The organism is Catenisphaera adipataccumulans (assembly GCF_014202755.1).
Classification (GTDB): Bacteria; Bacillota_I; Bacilli_A; order Erysipelotrichales; family Erysipelotrichaceae; genus Catenisphaera; species Catenisphaera adipataccumulans.
The window spans coordinates 1-17228 of record NZ_JACHHK010000010.1 but is presented as its reverse complement, the minus strand read 5'-3'; the positions used below and the strand labels follow the sequence as shown (position 1 = coordinate 17228).

13 protein-coding genes are annotated in these 17228 nt (G+C 47.4%); 8 read left to right on the top strand and 5 right to left on the bottom strand.

Going from position 1 to position 17228, the window contains the following annotated elements; genetic code table 11:
- Nucleotides 1–48 precede the first annotated feature (48 nt).
- From miaB to HNQ47_RS09580, 4 genes are read left to right on the top strand one after another with little or no spacing between them, the layout of a single operon-like run.
- Nucleotides 49–1485: a tRNA (N6-isopentenyl adenosine(37)-C2)-methylthiotransferase MiaB gene (miaB, locus tag HNQ47_RS09595; protein WP_183329185.1), complete on the top strand. Its 1437-nt coding sequence runs from the start codon at nucleotides 49–51 to the stop codon at nucleotides 1483–1485.
- Between the two features lie 30 nt (nucleotides 1486–1515).
- On the top strand, nucleotides 1516–3204 hold the full coding sequence (locus tag HNQ47_RS09590; protein WP_183329184.1) for a ribonuclease J: 1689 nt from the start codon (nucleotides 1516–1518) through the stop codon (nucleotides 3202–3204).
- A gap of 20 nt (nucleotides 3205–3224) precedes the next feature.
- On the top strand, nucleotides 3225–5444 hold the full coding sequence (locus HNQ47_RS09585) for a DNA translocase FtsK (protein WP_183329183.1): 2220 nt from the start codon (nucleotides 3225–3227) through the stop codon (nucleotides 5442–5444).
- Between the two features lie 36 nt (nucleotides 5445–5480).
- The gene (locus HNQ47_RS09580) at nucleotides 5481–5897 is read left to right on the top strand and encodes a RidA family protein (protein WP_183329182.1); all 417 of its coding nucleotides are present in this window, start codon (nucleotides 5481–5483) and stop codon (nucleotides 5895–5897) included.
- Here HNQ47_RS09580 and HNQ47_RS09575 read toward each other — a convergent pair.
- Nucleotides 5894–6295 (bottom strand): competence protein ComK, encoded by a 402-nt coding sequence (locus HNQ47_RS09575; RefSeq protein WP_183329181.1) that lies wholly within the window; start codon nucleotides 6293–6295, stop codon nucleotides 5894–5896. The two genes, HNQ47_RS09580 and HNQ47_RS09575, sit on opposite strands and share 4 nt — an antisense overlap.
- A 66-nt stretch (nucleotides 6296–6361) precedes the next feature.
- On the bottom strand, nucleotides 6362–6970 hold the full coding sequence (gene plsY, locus HNQ47_RS09570) for a glycerol-3-phosphate 1-O-acyltransferase PlsY (protein ID WP_183329180.1): 609 nt from the start codon (nucleotides 6968–6970) through the stop codon (nucleotides 6362–6364).
- Nucleotides 6971–7151: 181 nt separating this feature from the next.
- On the opposite strand from plsY, the gene HNQ47_RS09565 reads away from it, so the two are divergent.
- The 4 genes from HNQ47_RS09565 to HNQ47_RS09550 are packed head-to-tail and all read left to right on the top strand — an operon-like array spanning nucleotide 7152 to nucleotide 12586.
- Nucleotides 7152–9080 carry a DNA gyrase/topoisomerase IV subunit B gene (locus HNQ47_RS09565; RefSeq protein WP_183329179.1) on the top strand — a complete coding sequence of 643 codons (1929 nt, stop codon included), beginning with the start codon at nucleotides 7152–7154 and terminating at the stop codon, nucleotides 9078–9080.
- The gene (parC, locus tag HNQ47_RS09560) at nucleotides 9077–11557 is read left to right on the top strand and encodes a DNA topoisomerase IV subunit A (RefSeq protein WP_183329178.1); all 2481 of its coding nucleotides are present in this window, start codon (nucleotides 9077–9079) and stop codon (nucleotides 11555–11557) included. Before HNQ47_RS09565 ends, parC begins: the two co-directional genes overlap by 4 nt.
- A 58-nt stretch (nucleotides 11558–11615) precedes the next feature.
- Complete coding sequence (locus tag HNQ47_RS09555; protein WP_425486194.1) at nucleotides 11616–11834, top strand: YneF family protein; 219 nt, start codon at nucleotides 11616–11618, stop codon at nucleotides 11832–11834.
- Between the two features lie 41 nt (nucleotides 11835–11875).
- Nucleotides 11876–12586, top strand: a complete 711-nt coding sequence (locus HNQ47_RS09550) for a biosynthetic peptidoglycan transglycosylase (RefSeq protein WP_246346137.1) — start codon at nucleotides 11876–11878, stop codon at nucleotides 12584–12586.
- 7 nt (nucleotides 12587–12593) lie between these two features.
- Here the strand turns inward: HNQ47_RS09550 and recD2 are convergent, their stop codons facing one another.
- The 3 genes from recD2 to HNQ47_RS09535 form a co-directional block, all read right to left on the bottom strand.
- Nucleotides 12594–14702 carry an SF1B family DNA helicase RecD2 gene (gene recD2, locus HNQ47_RS09545; protein WP_183329176.1) on the bottom strand — a complete coding sequence of 703 codons (2109 nt, stop codon included), beginning with the start codon at nucleotides 14700–14702 and terminating at the stop codon, nucleotides 12594–12596.
- Entirely contained in the window at nucleotides 14699–15853 is a 1155-nt protein-coding gene (gene mnmA, locus HNQ47_RS09540; protein WP_183329175.1) for a tRNA 2-thiouridine(34) synthase MnmA, read from the bottom strand. Before mnmA ends, recD2 begins: the two co-directional genes overlap by 4 nt.
- Before the next feature lie 138 nt (nucleotides 15854–15991).
- Entirely contained in the window at nucleotides 15992–16129 is a 138-nt protein-coding gene (locus tag HNQ47_RS09535) for a hypothetical protein (protein ID WP_183329174.1), read from the bottom strand.
- Nucleotides 16130–17228: the final 1099 nt, after the last annotated feature.

The window sequence follows — 17228 nt, the reverse complement described above, 5'->3', positions numbered from 1 at the left end:
AGATTGCCGGTATTCCGGCAATCTTCATTTTTTATGGGAGGAACTCATATGAAAATTAAACCAGACTGGGTCTTACCGAATTTACGGGAAGCACAGAAGCGGACCCATCAGCCCATCCAGACCTTGGACTCATTTCAGATCGATGAAACCATGCAGTTTCTAGGAAGCGGTAAAACCTATTATTTATCAACATTCGGCTGCCAGGCCAATGAGCGCGACTCTGAGACATTGGCCGGCATTCTAGATGCGATGGGTTTTGCATCTGCACCAGATGAAGAACATGCTGACGTGATCTTATTAAATACTTGTGCGATCCGCCAGAATGCCGAAGAAAAAGTCCTCGGAGAAGTCGGCAGTCTGAAACGGCTGTACCGCGAAAATCCGGATCTAGTGATCGGTGTGTGCGGCTGTATGGCACAGGAAGAAAAACTCACCAATATCCTGCTGGAAAAATATCCGCAGGTCCGATTGATTTTCGGAACCCATAATCTTCAGGAACTGCCGAGTATGCTTTATGATGTCATGATGAATCACAAACGGGTCGTAAAAGTGTATTCAAAAGAAGGAGAGGTCTACGAAAATCTGCCGGTGCATCGCTTTGGAAAGCATAAGGCCTGGGTCAATATCATGTATGGCTGCGATAAGTTCTGTACGTATTGTATCGTGCCGTATACCCGCGGCAAGCAACGTTCCCGTACCAAAGACCGGATCCTGGCTGAAGTGCGGCAGTTAAAAGCCGAAGGTTACAAGGAAATCACCCTTTTAGGGCAGAATGTCAATGCGTATGGCAAAGATCTGCAGGCAGATTACAGTTTTGCGGATCTGCTGGCAGAAACGGCACAGATCGGCATTCCGCGCATCCGCTTTATGACCAGCCATCCTTGGGATTTTTCTGATGCGATGATCGATACGATCGCTGCCTACGACAATATCATGCCGGCGGTTCATCTGCCGCTGCAGTCGGGGGATAACGAGATCCTGAAGCAAATGGGACGTCGGTATACGAAAGAATCTTATCTAGAACTATTTGATACGATGAAAGCACGGATCCCCAATGTGGCGATCAGTACGGATATCATTGTCGGTTTTCCCAATGAAACGGATGAACAGTTTGAACATACATTGGATGTGGTGCGCTATTGTAAGTTTGATAACGCCTATACATTTATTTTTTCTGCCCGTCCCGGGACACCGGCAGCCCGTATGGCGGATGCCGTTGATCATGAAACCAAACAGAAACGGCTGCAGACTTTGAATACATTATGGAACCGCTTTGCGCTGGAGAAAAACAAACAATATGAAGGAAAGGTCGTACAAGTACTGACGGACGGCGCCAGTAAGCGGAATGCGGATGTATGGTCGGGCTATACAGATACCAATAAGCTGGTGAATTTTACCGGAACGGGAATTCATACCGGCGATTTTGTGAATGTGCAGATTGAAACTGCTAAAACGTTCTCGTTAGACGGAAAGGCTGTGCTATAATTAGAACAGAATATGACCGCAGGAGGCTCTATGGAAGCAAAATCAAATCATAATCAAAAACAGCCTGATGAAAAGGTGAGGATCTTCGCCTTGGGCGGCCAAGACGAAGACGGAAAAACCATGCTCTGCGTCGAAATCGACGAGCAAATTTATTTGATCGAAGCCGGTATGAAATACCCCGATGAAAACGAATCGCTCGGGATCGAATTTATCATTCCGGATTTCAGCTATTTAATTGAAAATAAAGACCGCATCGCTGCCATATTTATCACCCATGGGCACGATGATGTCATGACGGCACTGCCGTATTTATTGAAACAAGTTCATACTCAAGTATACACATCGCCGCTGGCGGCAAAGGAAATTCAGAAACGGCTGCGTAAAGAGCATATCACCGGCAGCCGCATCCATGTGGTAAAACGCAATGACCAGAAACGGATCGGCAAACGGCGGGTGATCTTTCTGCCGATCACACATGCCTATCCAGGTGCATTCGGCGTTGCCATTCAGACCAGCCAAGGATATGTTGTCTATTCTGGTGAATTCATCGAGGATTACGATGATATGGAAGATTCCTACCGCGGCGATTTCAGCACGTGTTCCAGGCTGCGCAAGGAAGGCGTATTGGCACTGCTGCAGGAAAGCAAAGGAGCGGACCGCAGCGGACATACATCACCGATGCACCGTATTACGCCGACGTTCAACCGGATCCTGGATCAGCACGAAGCACAGCGTATTTTTATCAGTGTTTATACACAAAGCGTTTATCGTGTACAGGAAATCATCGATTGCTGCCTGGCGCATAACCGGAAAATGGTTTTCTACAATAAAGATATGTGGGAACTGCTAAAAAACCTGAAGACCATCGGTTATGAAGTGCCGGAAGAGTGCGTGATGGATATTTCTGACTACAAGCCGGAAATGAAAAATGTCGTGATCATCATCAGCGGCCAGGGACCGAGCTTGTTCCGGATGCTCAATAATATCGCCAACAACGAAGTGGACGATATCGAATTCCATCCGGATGATGTGATCTGTCTGGCCAGCCAGGTCATCCATGGCGTCGAACAGTATTTCAAGACCATGGAAAACGATATCTATAAAGCCAACGGTCATTTGTACGTCGTGGATGCTTTAAGCATGCATCCGTCCAGAGAAGACTTAAAGATGATGCTGTTTTTGACCCGTCCGAAATACTATATTCCAGTGCGCGGGCAGTATCGCCTGCTGCATATGAATGCACAAGTTGCAGTGAATATGGGATACAGCGCGTCCAATATCCTGATCCTGGACAATGGACAGGTTGCGACGTTTGAAAAAGGCAAGCTGCGTTCCTGCAGCATGGAATTTCAGCTGAAAGATACATTGATCGACGGCAAGGAAAACTGGGATATGGCCGGTGCGGTCTTAAAAGACCGTGAGATCCTTTCGACGGACGGCGTCGTCATTTTGGCCATCGGGATCGATGCAAAAACCAAGAAGATCATCAACGGTCCGGATGTACAGACCCGGGGGCTGATTTATCTGCGTGATGCAGAATATATTTCCGGTGATCTGGGCAAGATCATGATCGATGTCATCGAAGATGATGTCAAACACAAAGTATATGAGAACGTGGAAACGCGGGAAAAAATCCGCAGCCGCGTGAAAGATTATCTGATCCACCATACGGCGAAACGGCCGATGATCTTACCTGTCATTATGGAAATTCGCAAGTAGTAAAGGAGTGATGCGGATCTATGGCTGCTGCCAAAAGAAAACGAACACAAACCAAACGAAAAACTGCGAAAAAGAAAACGAACCGCAATAAGACACAATCGAATCTTTCTCGAGTGTGTCTTCTCTTATGTTTGATCGCTGTCTGTATCATGGCTGTCTTCCGTCTGGGGATGGTCGGTACCTTCTTTTATCAGTTGTTCAATCTCTTTGTCGGTACGCTTGCCGTCCCGATGATGATCGTGGGCATTCTGATCTGTTTTATGGTGTTTTTTGATGTTTCGGTCGATTCCAAATGGATCCGTTATGTCTGGGGCGGTGTGCTGATCATTCTGTCGCTGGATCTTTTGTTGGCGGTGCAGGAATTCCCGCAGGAACCATACTGGTATGGGTTTGCCCATACCGCAGAAAATGCGATGAATATTCTGATGGACGGCCGTTCCAGCGCGTCCGGTCTGATCGGCTGTCTGCTGCTGGGGATCTTTGGCTCAATGTTCAGTACGGTCGGCTGTTATGTGATCGCAGTCCTGTTCGTAGGCATTGCGGTGGTGCTGATCGGATATGATTCATTGGCAGACATGGTACAAAACCGTGCAGAAAAAACCAAGGAAAAACCCGTCCGGACCAGGAAGAAGAAAAAAGCCGATTCCGACCTATTTATCGAAGCCGATGATCCGGAACCGGTACGAAAACCGAAACGGACCAAAAAGACCGATATTCCGGAGCCAATCGAAGCGTCGGTGGAACCGGAACCAGAGCCGATCGAAATACCGGCTGCCGAATCTGATTTTCATTCGGAAGAATATAAAGATTATCAGCTGCCCGGCCTCGATCTGCTGGAAGATCTCAGCCGCAAGTCCCGTTCCAATGCCAACGCCAATGCAGCGAAAGAGCAGGGACGCAAGCTGATCGAGATCTTAGATGAATTTGGCGTCAAGGCGGAGCTTGTGCAGATCCATATTGGTCCGAGCGTGACGAAATTTGAGATCAAACCGGAACTGGGCGTGCGGGTCAGCCGCATCAGCAATCTTCAATATGATATAAAGATGGGACTGGCAGCAACGGATATCCGGATCGAAGCACCGATCCCGGGAAAGAGTGCCGTGGGCATCGAAATTCCGAACGTCGAAAAGACCACGGTTCAAATGAAAGACTTAATGCGGTCGATCCCGCCGAAATATGCCCACCAGCCGTTATTGTTCTGCCTCGGCAAAGATTTAATGGGAGAAAATGTATACGGCCGTCTGGATAAGATGCCGCATTTACTGATTGCCGGTGCGACCGGCAGCGGTAAATCCGTCTGCGTCAATTCGATCATCTGTTCGTTGTTGATGCGCACCCGGCCGGATGAAGTCAAGATGGTGCTGATCGACCCGAAAAAAGTGGAGTTCACTCCTTATAAGGGCATTCCGCATTTGATCGCTCCGGTCATCACAGACGGAGATATGGCCAATAAAGCGCTGAAAGTCGTCGTGAAGATGATGGATCATCGTTACGATGTGTTTGAAGAACTGGGGGTCCGCAATATTACGGCCTATAACGCTTATGTCAGTGAACATCCGGATGATCATTTCAAACCGCTGCCGCGGATCATTGTCATCATTGATGAATTGGCTGATTTGATGTTGGTGGCGGCAAAAGATGTTGAATCCAGCATTCAGAGAATTACACAGCTTGCCCGGGCTGCCGGCATTCATTTGATCGTTGCGACCCAGCGTCCGAGCGTGGATGTCATCACCGGTGTCGTCAAAGCCAATATTCCAAGCCGGATCGCATTTGCGGTCTCGCAGGCCGTGGATTCGAGAACGATCCTGGATCAGTCGGGAGCCGAACGTCTGCTCGGCAACGGTGATATGTTGTATTTGCCGAACGGGGAAACCAATCCGCAGCGCATTCAAGGCGTGTTCATTAAAGACGGTGAGGTCAATGCGATCGCTTCTTATGTGAAAAAACAAGCCAAGCCGCAGTATGATGATGCTTTTGTGAAACTGCGTGAGATTGCTTCGCAGGGCGGACAGGTCGATCCGGCTTCTGTCGATCCGATTTATGAGGATGTGAAACATTTTGTGATCCAAGGCCGGCGGGCCAGTACATCTTTGATCCAGCGCAAGTTTTCGGTAGGGTATTCCCGTGCCGCCCGTTTGATGGATTTCCTGGAGGAAGAGGGAATCATCGGACCGGCCAACGGAAGCAAGCCGCGGGAAATTCTGGTGCATAATACTTTAGAAGATGAATCAGATTGATTATAATGGATTTGTTGAAGAGAAAGGATCTGTACTATGAATATTTTTTTGAATGCGGCAGGATTGAAAGATGGATGCATTTCCGATGCGGTAAGTCTCGGTGACTTCGTGTATGTGAGCGGGCAGTACGGTGAAGGAAATTCCATAGAGGAACAGACGATGGTTGCCTGCCATAAGTTGTCTCAGGCATTATCGGAGTTTGGCTTAGATCTGCGTCATGTCGTGAAGTTCACCGTCTACTTATCGGATCTGACAAAGAAAGATAAATTCCTTTCCATTTATAAAAATTTTATCGAGGCGCCGTATCCGGCCATGACCGTAGTTCAGGTCAATGCATTGGAAGAAGATGCCATGGTCAGCATCGATGCATTTGCGATCAATACGCTGCGTTATGAAAAAACCGCGCAGCAGGAAAGCTGCAGCCATAATTGTGATACTTGCGACGGCTGCTAAGACGCATGCAGATAGCACCAGATGTGGTGCATCGTAGCGCGGATGCGCTGCGGATTCTCGACCGTCAGCGATGTATGATCTTTGAATCGGATCGTACATCGTTTTTCTTTATAATCCACATCTTCAATTTCCGCGTAATTCACCCATTTACATGAGGCATGGCGGGTGGATTCAATCGGGAAGTAGATCATGGATGTGCTGACGTAGATCGGTGTAAATTTACGTTGTTTGATTTTATAACGAAACGCAGCTTTGCGCCCCTCCAGCGTTGAGCCATGTTCCAGACACAGCTGATTGAGATAAGTCATCGCATTGACAGCCGGAACGTGATTAGCAGTATCTTTCCGGACTTCGCAGACGGCTGCGCGGGCATAATCGTAATAAAAATAATTCGGCATACCCATACCTTAGCGAAAATTTCTTACAAAATCGTGACAATATGAAAAAAAACCTTCCGAAGAAGGTCAAAGCCATGATATTTTGTTTTCGGTTCCGCTGCGGATCCGGCCGATATTCGCTTTGTGACGGTAGATCACCAGGATCGTCATGATCCATGCGGCCGCGATCACGGATAAATCGGCGATGTTCCAAACCGTACCAGTAATATATAAAGCGGAAAACAACAGTGCACAGATGCTGCCAAGGGATACGAATTTGAACAGGTACAAGACCACCAGAAACATCAATAACGGAAGCAGAAAGTAGCGCGGATCATGGAAAATGAAGATCCAAAGCGACAGGAAAAAGCCAAATGAACTGGCGACAGCCTTTCCGCCTTTAAAGTGCGCGAACACCGGGAAGCAATGCCCGATGCAGCAGGCTGTACCGGCCCAGATACCGGCAGATACACTGATCTGACAGGCCAGCCCCATCGCCAGAACGACCTTCAAAGCGTCAAGCAAGATCACAATGGCGCCGACTTTTTTGCCAAGTACACGGCCGGCGTTGGTACCGCCCAAATTGCCGGACCCGTATTTCCGCACGTCCGTATGATAAAATACTTTACCGATTACCAATGCAAAGGGGATCGATCCCAAAATGTATCCCAGCGCGATGGCCAGAATCATTTTCATTTTTTTCACCTCTCCGTCTATTCTATCATTTTTATGCATAAGAAAAAACACTTATTTCGATTTCTGAAGGGAAAAGAAAACCGTTGAATTTCAACGGTTTTAGCACGATTCATCAGGAAAATCAGCGGTTTTTTCGATTCTATATGTTATAATTATCGTTGTTTGCGAAAGGAGAATGAATTTGCCAAATTCTACCTATGATGAAAACAGTATTGTGATTTTAAAAGGACTGGATGCGGTTCGTAAGCGTCCGGGCATGTATATCGGCTCCACCGATTCGAAAGGCCTGCATTATCTGGTCTGGGAGATCGTCGACAATGCGATCGATGAAGCGCTGAACGGATATGGCAATGAAATCCACATTACGTTAAATAAAGACGGCAGTGTGACCGTAGAAGATCATGGCCGCGGAATGCCAGTGGGGAAACACGCTTCAGGCGTCAGCACGCTGCAGGTCATCTTCACTGTCCTGCATGCCGGCGGTAAGTTTACCAGCAAGGGCGGCTATCGCAACGCCGGCGGTCTTCACGGTGTCGGTGCCAGTGTCGTCAATGCGCTGAGTGCCTGGTGTGAGGTGACGGTCAAAGACGGCAAAGATATCTGGTCGATGCGCTTTGAGCACGGCGATCAAAAGATCGGTCCTTTGGTGCATGAAGGCAAGACCCGCGAAACCGGCAGTACGGTGACATTTAAGCCGGACTACGACTTCTTTAAAGACAAGCGTTTTTCTTATTCAAAGATTTGTGAACGCGCCCAGGAAGATGCATTTCTGCTTCAGGGGCTGAAAATGATCGTCACCGATCTGCGCAAAGAACCGCGTGAAAATGTGTATCAGTACGAAAATGGTCTGAAAGCATTTGTGGCCGAGATCAATCGTGACCGCACACCGATGCATGATGCCTATAGTTTTTCCGGCGAGGTCCATGATATTCATGTTGACGGCTGTTTCCAGTTTACCGACGAATACCAGGAAAATGTATTTTCTTTCACAAATATGGTCCGGACACATGACGGCGGATCGCATGAGACCGGTGCCAAACAAGCATTCACAAAAGTCTTCAATGAATATGCGCGGAAAAATGGTTTCCTCAAAGAAAAAGACAAAGGCTTTGAAGGCAATGATGTCCGTGAAGGACTGACTTTGGTCCTGCACCTGACCATTCCGGAAGAATTGCTTCAGTTCGAAGGCCAAACCAAAGAAAAACTTGGCACACCGGAAGCCCGCACGGCAACGGAATCGGTCGTCAGCGAAAATCTGCGGTATTTTTTGGAAGAGAATACTGAAACAGCCAATGCGCTGGTACGTAAAATGGTCAAAGCGTCCAAGGTCCGCGCCGCGGCACGCAAGGCTCGTGATGATGCGCGCAAAGGCAAAGGCAGAAATAAATCAGAACGTGTCTTATCCGGGAAATTGGCCGGCGCACAATCGAAAGATGCCCGCCGTAAAGAACTGTATTTGGTCGAAGGCGACAGTGCCGGCGGTTCAGCGAAACAAGGCCGTGACTCGAAATATCAGGCGATCCTGCCGCTGCGCGGAAAAGTACTGAATACCGAAAAAGCCAAGCAGGAAGCCATTGAAAAGAATGAAGAGCTGAATACGATCATTCACGCCCTGGGCGCCGGTTTTGGTGCGGATTTCAATGCAGAGGATTCCAACTACTACAAAGTGATCATCATGACCGATGCCGATGTCGACGGAGCCCATATTCAGAACTTGCTTCTGACGTTCTTTTTCCGATACATGCGCGGTTTGATCACGCATCATATGTTATATATTGCTCTGCCGCCGCTTTACCGCATCGTCAAAGGCAAAAATGAATACTATTTGTATTCGGATGATGAACTGGCAGCGAAGCGCAAAGAACTCAAATCCGGTTATACATTGACCCGCTACAAAGGATTGGGAGAAATGAATGCCAGCCAGCTGTGGGATACCACGATGAATCCGGAAACCAGGACCTTGCTTTGTGTGACGATCGAAGATGCGGTGCTGGCGCAGCGCCGGGTCAGTGAATTCATGGGCGACCGGGCGGATCTGCGCCGCAGCTGGATCGAAGACAATGTCGAATTTACTTTAGAAGAAGATTATCATAAGGAGGATCGCGCATGACCAAAAAGAAGCCGGAAACACATGAACGCATTCTGCATGAAAATCTGGAAGATATCATGGCGGAAGGCTTTGCGAGCTATGCGAAATCGATCATTCAGGAACGTGCCCTGCCGGATGCACGCGACGGCCTGAAACCGGTCCAGCGCCGTATTCTTTATGCGATGTATGAAGCCGGCAACACCTTCGATAAGCCGTATCATAAATCAGCGAAAACGGTCGGCAATGTGATCGGTAACTATCACCCGCACGGTGATAGTTCAGTTTACGAGGCAATGGTCCGCCTGTCCCAGGATTGGAAGATCCGGCTGCCGTTGGTGGATATGCAGGGAAACAATGGTTCCATCGATGATGACCCGGCAGCGGCCATGCGTTATACCGAAGCCCGTCTGTCGCAAATTTCCAACTACATGTTGAAAGATATTGAAAAGGATACCGTTGAATGGGTGCTGAATTTCTCGGATGAAAAGTACGAGCCGACGGTCCTGCCGGCGCGTTTTCCAAACTTATTGATCCATGGGATCTCGGGCATCGCGGCCGGTTATGCGACCAATATTCCGCCGCACAACTTAAATGAAGTCGTGAATGCGACGATCTATCGTATCCAGCATCCGGATTGTTCCTTGGATGACCTGATGCATTTTGTCAAAGGTCCGGATTTTCCGACCGGCGGCATCGTCATGGGGGAAGAGGGCATTCGTCAGGCCTTTGCGACCGGCCGCGGAAAAGTCATGATCCGATCCAAAGTGGAAGTCAAACAAACGCGGACCGTGAAGCAGCTGATCGTCACCGAGATCCCGTATGAAGTTGTCAAATCGGCGATGGTCAAAAAGATCGATGAGATCCGTCTGAACAAAAAGATCGACGGCATCCTGGATGTACGGGACGAAAGTGACCGGACCGGACTGCGCGTAGTCATTGATCTGAAACGCGATGCCAACGATGAACAGATCCTGAATTATTTATATAAGAATACGGATCTGCAGATTTCTTATACATATAATACGATCGCCATCGTTGATAAAGCGCCGGTACAAATGTCGCTGGCGCAGTGCCTGGATGCATTTATTGCGCATCGGGAAGATGTCGTGCTGCGCCGCAGCCGCTTTGAGCTGAAGCGTAAAAAAGCCAGAGCACATATCCTGGAAGGATTGATCCGCGCGGTATCGATCATGGATGAGATCATCAAGATCATCCGGGCCTCAAAAAATAAGACCGATGCGAAAAACAACTTGATCCTGCGTTTTGACTTTACCGAAGAACAGGCAGAAGCAATCGTCACGATGCGGCTGTATCGTCTGACGAATACCGATGTCAAAGAGCTGCGGACCGAGTTTGCCGCGCTGCAGAAAGAAATCAAACAGCTGGAAGCAATCGTTGCAGACAAAGACGTCCTGCATCGGGTGATCATCGATGAACTGAAGGAAATCAATGAAACGTTTCAGACACCGCGCCGGACCCAGGTGGAGGCCGAGTTCAAGGAAATCGTCATTGATGAAAAAGCGATGATCGCCGATGAACAAGTTGTCGTTACCATCACACGCGACGGTTATGTGAAACGCGTTTCGATGCGCAGCTTCAATGCATCACAGGGTACGCCGACCGGACATAAAGACGGAGATGCCGTCTTGTGTTACGGACCAGCCAGCACGCTGGATACGCTCCTGCTGTTTACCGACCGAGGGAACTACGCCTATTTATCGGTTTATGAACTGGAGGAAGCCAAGTGGAAAGACTTGGGTTCACATTTAAGCAATTATTTGAAGATCGATGGGACAGAAAAAATGATCAAAGCCTGTCTGGTTAAATCGTTTGAGCCTTCGATCCAAATCATCATGGCTTCGAAGTATGGCATGATCAAGCGGATGCGGCTTTCGGATCTGGAAGTTTCCCGCCATAATAAAGCCATGGTTTGTATGAAAATCGGCAAACTGGATGCGATGGTGCAGGTACAGTTCTCTGATCGGCCGGATGATCTTGTGATGATGGCAGGTGTTTCTGGTTTTGCGCTGCAGTATCCGGTATCGGAAGTTGCCCGTTCGACGGCCCGCACCAAAGGTGTGAAGGCCATGAATTTACAGAAAGGAGACACCATTGCCGACTTTTGCCTGGCTGCACCGGAAACCGAGCAGATCCTGGTCATCAATACGCAGGCGCAGATGAAGCGCATGAAAGCGGATGAAATTGCCAAGATCCATCGTCCCGGCAAAGGCAGCCGCTTGTGTAAATTGGTGAAATCCAATCCAAGTCAGATCTGCCGTCTGCTGCCAGTCACAGATCAAGAGATCCAGATGATGGCCGATGATGAGGAATTGACGTTTAAAGCCAGGGATATTTCAATGATGCCGGCCTCTTCCACGTTCTCAACGCCATTTGGCAAGCATGAAAACGTCGCTGTCATTGAACCGTTGACCTGTGTATCAAATGGACAGTGGCCGGCGGAAGAAGAGGAAGTCACGCAGCAGACTTTATTTCGTTAACAGTTGAAAAAGAATGAATAAGATAGTAAAATAACCACAGATAGCGAGGATGATCAGTATGAGTCTAGGATATTCCATTTTGTATACATTGATTGGGTTGGTAATTGGCTTGTTCATTGGTTTTTATTTTACGAAGAAGCGTTTTGAAAAAGAATTAAAGGAAAACCCGCCGATCAATGAAAAAATGATTCGCGCTATGTTCCTTCAGATGGGGCGGAAGCCCAGTGAAGCGCAGATTCGCCAAATCATGAAATCTGTGAATCAGAATCGAAAATAAGAAGTGCGCAGATGCGCACTTCTTTTTATAAAGGAGACATCATGAAAACGATCAAACGAATCTTGATTACGATTGTGTTGATCATCGCATTTGCGGCCGCTGGTCTGTTTTATTATGGGTATCGGCAGTATCAGGCCTATGAATCGGAAGCGGATTTGATCACCTTGGTTGAAAATGTTCAAAGTAAGCAGAATTTTGTTTCGTATGATCAATTGCCGGAAAGTTTGGTCAATGCGACGGTATCGATCGAAGACCGGCGGTATTTTTCGCACGGCGGTGTGGATTATATCGGTATTCTTCGCGCGATTGTCAGTCAGTTTGACGACAGCTATGTACGCAGCGGCGGATCGACCATCGAGCAGCAGACGGCAAAGAATCTTTATCAGAAATATAATTCAAATTTTCTTGATTGGAAGCTGGCGGAATTTTATTTTGCCAAAGAGCTGGAGCAAAACTATTCGAAAGAAGAAATTTTTGCGCTCTATGTCAATATCATCAATTACGGCGATAACAATATTGGGATCTGGGAAGCGTCTGAAAATTATTTCGGTGTGGAACCGTCTGAATTGACCTTGGCACAAAGTTCGCTGCTGGCCGGTATTCCGCAGTCACCGAGCCATTATCAGCTGTCGGATCACTATACTGAAGCCAAGCAGCGGCAGAAGCTCGTTTTAAATGCGATGGTGCGTGATCAAAAGATCACGCAGGCAGAGGCGGATGAAGCCTATGCCGAAGATGTCAATTTACAATAAATCCGCATCAATCTGATGCGGATTTTAATCGTTCACATAAACCGGTTTGACGGATATGCGTCTGTTTGATACGTACCTGTGTTTCAAATACTTCGCGGCTGCCGACTAAATAAAGCTGCTGCTTGGCGCGGCTGACGGCTGTATAGAGCAGACGCTTATTGAGCATCGAACGAGTGTACGGCGAAATGACGCAGATGACACTGCGGTATTCGCTGCCTTGTGCTTTATGGATACTAATGCACCAGGCATGCTTCAGATAGATCAGGAAATCATCATCAAATTCCACGATCTTGGTTTGAAAATCAATGCCGATCAAGACATTGCCTTTGTCTTTTTCGATGTATTCAATGATGCCGATGTCACCATTGTACACATCCTCATCGGGCATGTTCTTCAGAAGCATGACTTTGTCGCCTTCCCGGAATATCGTTGTGGCAATACGGTATTCATGCTTATTTGATGCGGCTGGATTCAGCAGGTCCTGCATCGCCCGGTTGACTGCATCAATGCCTTCGATGCCTTTGTACATTGGGGCGAGGACTTGAATATCCGGATCTTGATCTGCTATTTCCAATATCGTCGGAATGATATCTTCCGGCTTTTTTTCAAGCAGTTCCACACCGTCCTGATAGGTGCATGTCTGTTCCTGGCGGATATCTTTGGCTAACTGTACGATGCCGGAGCCGGCCGCCTGACGATAGATCTTTTTCAGGTGCATGATCGGACAGATCCCTGATTCAATGATATCCTGGAAGACCTTGCCCGGACCGACGCTTTCCAGCTGGTCTTCATCGCCGATCAGCAGGATCCGGCAGCGCGGCGGCAGCGCAAGCATCAGGGAGGCAAATAAATGGGTATCGACCATGCTGCATTCGTCAATGATCAAAAAATCAATATTAAGCGGATTCTCTTCATTGGCCGCAAACGAATTGTCATCTTTGTTCCATTTTAACAATGAATGGATGGTCTTGCTGTCGTAGTCCGACAGCGCGGACAGACGCTTGCTGGCACGGCCGGTCGGTGCACACAACTGCACGACTGATTCTGGGAACAGGGTACGGCACATTTGCAGGATGCCGCGTACCGTTGTCGTCTTGCCGGTACCTGGTCCGCCGTTGATGATCATCAGAGAATGACGGAAAAACGCACGGATGGCTTCTTTCTGCACTTCATCGAAAGTGATCACTGCTTCGAATTCAATACCGGAGATCAATGTATCCATGGTTTCATCATCCGTTGATTCGACCGGAAAGATATGTGCTTTCAGCTGCTGGGCGATGATCGTTTCATCTCTGTACAAGCCGAATGGATAAATGCGGCGGCCGATGACATCGATGCTGTCCCATTGTGTCAGCCGTTCCAAGGCGGCATCCAGCAGCTCGTTATCATAAGGGAACATACGGTGAAATTTTTCCATCGCAATATAGGTATCACCGGTACGCATGGATTCATTGCGAAGCCGATCAAAAACCATCGCGTCCAGACGGCGCAGATCGTTTTTCTCCATCCCCATGCCGTCGGCGATCTTCAACGCAGATTTATAACCGAATCCGTAGATTTCATAGAAAGGAATGAAGCAGTCTTCATGCAGTATTTCTTTGATACTTTCGTAGTTTTCCTGCAGCAGGGCGATTTGATTCGGCGTCAGTCCGTAGTTCATCAACTGAACATAGGTGGAATCGAATGTTTCAAAGTTTTGGATACCGGCAGCGATGATCTCCCGTTTCGAAGCCGACAGAGAAGGGACATCATTCAGGCAGCCGGGATCTTTTTTTATTTGTGCCAAACAGTCTTCCCCCAGCGCATCGACAATCGATTCTGCCGTTTTCGGACCGATGCTCGGAAAGTCTGCACTGCTCAGAAAACGGATCACGGTATCCTTCATGCTCGGCAGTTTCGGAACGGCAGAATGGATGCTGAACTGTTCTCCATAACGACGATGTACGATGTATTCACCGGTGAGTTCATATTCCCGGTCGGTGACGGCCTCCGGCATCGTGCCGGCGCCTTTGAATGTCTGATGTGTTTTTAGATCGACAAAACGCGCAACCACATAATGGGTGCGCGGCTGTTCATAAATGACATAATCAAGGCGGGCATTGATGATCTCAGTCAAGATCGGACCTCTCCGGCTTGAATGATCTTTTCATTCAAATCAACACCGTCCTGGTATACTTGTTCGATCGTTCCGCCGCCGATGCATTTCATGCCATCATAGAACACAGCTTCCTGTCCGACCGTTACTGAAGCGACGGTCTGCGGATATCGAACCAGAGCAGACGTTTCATCGATTGGTTCGATTTGAATGTCCTGATCTTTCTGACGATAGCGGAACTTGGCCGTGCAGTGCTCAGGAATCTCGTTTTGATCCGGCAGCAGCCAGTTGATATCTTTGACCAGACAGGCATCGCTGTGCAGCCAGCTGCGGCGGGAAGTATGGCAGACAAAGAGAATGTTTTTCTGCACATCCTTGCCGACAACGAACCATGGGCCTTTGATATGGTTGATGTTCAGGCCCTTGCGCTGTCCGATCGTATAGTAAAGGACCCCCATGTGACGGGCAATGACCTTGCCTGTATCCACATCGACAATATCTCCTTCCTGGCTAGGCAGGTAATTGCTTAAAAACTCGCGGAAATTTCGTTCACCGATGAAGCAGATCCCTGTACTGTCTTTTTTTGAGGCCACGCTTTCCAGATGAAGTTCTGCGGCAATGCGGCGGACCTCCGGCTTTTCGATCTTACCCAGCGGGAAAAGCGTGTGCGCAAATTTCTCTGCACCAACCTGGCAAAGAAAGTAAGTCTGATCTTTATTCTGATCCTTGGAGCGAGTCAGATATGTAAATCCGTTTTTGGTCAGCGTATCCGCATAGTGGCCGGTGGCAACACAGTCAAAACCAAGATCCATTGCCCGTTCATAGAATTTATCAAATTTGATGTATTTATTACAGAGTATATCCGGGTTTGGGGTCCGGCCTTTTTTATATTCGGATAAAAACGTTTGGAACACGTCATCCCAGTATTCTTTGATATAGTCGACGCGCTGCAGCGGCAGGCCAAGCTGGTCAGCGACCTTTTTGGCATCGGCATAATCCTGCTCCTGCGGGCATTGATCATCGAAGATGGTCGGATTGCCGGCAATATCATTGTTTGCGTAACTGTCCCAGTTGCGCATAAAGCAGCAGGTCACATCATATCCTTGTTTTTTCAGTAAATAAGCTGCTACTGCAGAATCGACGCCGCCGCTTAAACCGACTAATACTTTCATGGTACATCCTCCTTCGGATATTATACTATATTATATACTGAGGTTTTGCTCATTCAGTCTAAGTTCTGAAGCTCTACGGTATTTTCTCACAGAATTCCTGATCTGTAAAACGGAATGCGGCAGGAAACCGGCAGTGATTCACTGCACCCAAACGGCTTCGATGATCAGCGACGGAATGCTCGGCCCTTCCATTCTATTGTTTGCCTCATCCATGAAAATTGGTTGAAAAAACCTATGGCTGCATCCATAGGCTTTTTGAATTTTCTTCGGGATCATTTTCGTTGGGCTTCAGGAAACGGATCCTTATGGATCACATTTTGCTTTCAATTTTGTATAAATATGATGTGTTTTCTTTTTACTTTCTAAATTGAAAACAGATATTTTGGATGAATCCTTTTTTTCAACCACGATGTAAGCCTCTGCATGTTTATCAATATATCATTTACATTGATTGATCGATCGAATCGTATTTTCGTCTGAAACCAGAAAATCAACATTCGCATCGCCCAAATAATAATCATCATTTCCCCATCGATAACCATTGGCGGCAATTTTTATTTGAACATCCTCATAAAATATTCAATCTTGCCGATTTGATCATAGGGCAGGGTTTCATCCTCTTTGAATTCAACAGAACTCGAGTTTAAAGATGCGATCACTTTTGGATTATCCTTAATAGCGGTGATCATAGAATAACTGCAGAACATCGCAATAATGAGGATGCCGAATACAACGATGCCTTTTTATTTTTCTGCAGTTTGGGACTGACAGCGAACGGCAGAACGAGGAAACATGCGATGATGAACAGAGTCAGTTGACCGGCCGAATTTTCATCCATGTCGATCGTAACTCGGCAAATGACTGACACCGCAATGATGAGAATTAATAATATTGTTGATTTTTTATCCATAACAACCTCTTATCGGGATCCTGCACCCAGACTGGAAGATAAGCACCTTATGCGTTTACTAACCGTATTTTGTCATTGATAAATAAATTGTATAAAAGGCACAAGATGAAGGTCAAATCTTAATTTCGTCATGATGAATATGCAGGGTAACGGATTGGCTGAAGATGTATGGTCTTGGGTTGATGACGGAAAAGATACAAAGAAAGGGAAGCATTTTTCACTTTCAGTGTTGATTTGAGCTGAATCGATCCATAAGAAAGAATCCTCTCTGGAATTGTTTTATGATCCCATGTGTGGATGCACTTATATGGATCACTTTGAAACGATGCGTGCCGTTCAGCAGATGCCGTCCCATCCATTTTCGCAATAAATTCTATACTATAGTTAACGGGTCATAAACGAACGTTTTACGCAACAAGAATCACAATAAGCAAAGCAGTCATCTTATGGTGACTGTTTTTTTTG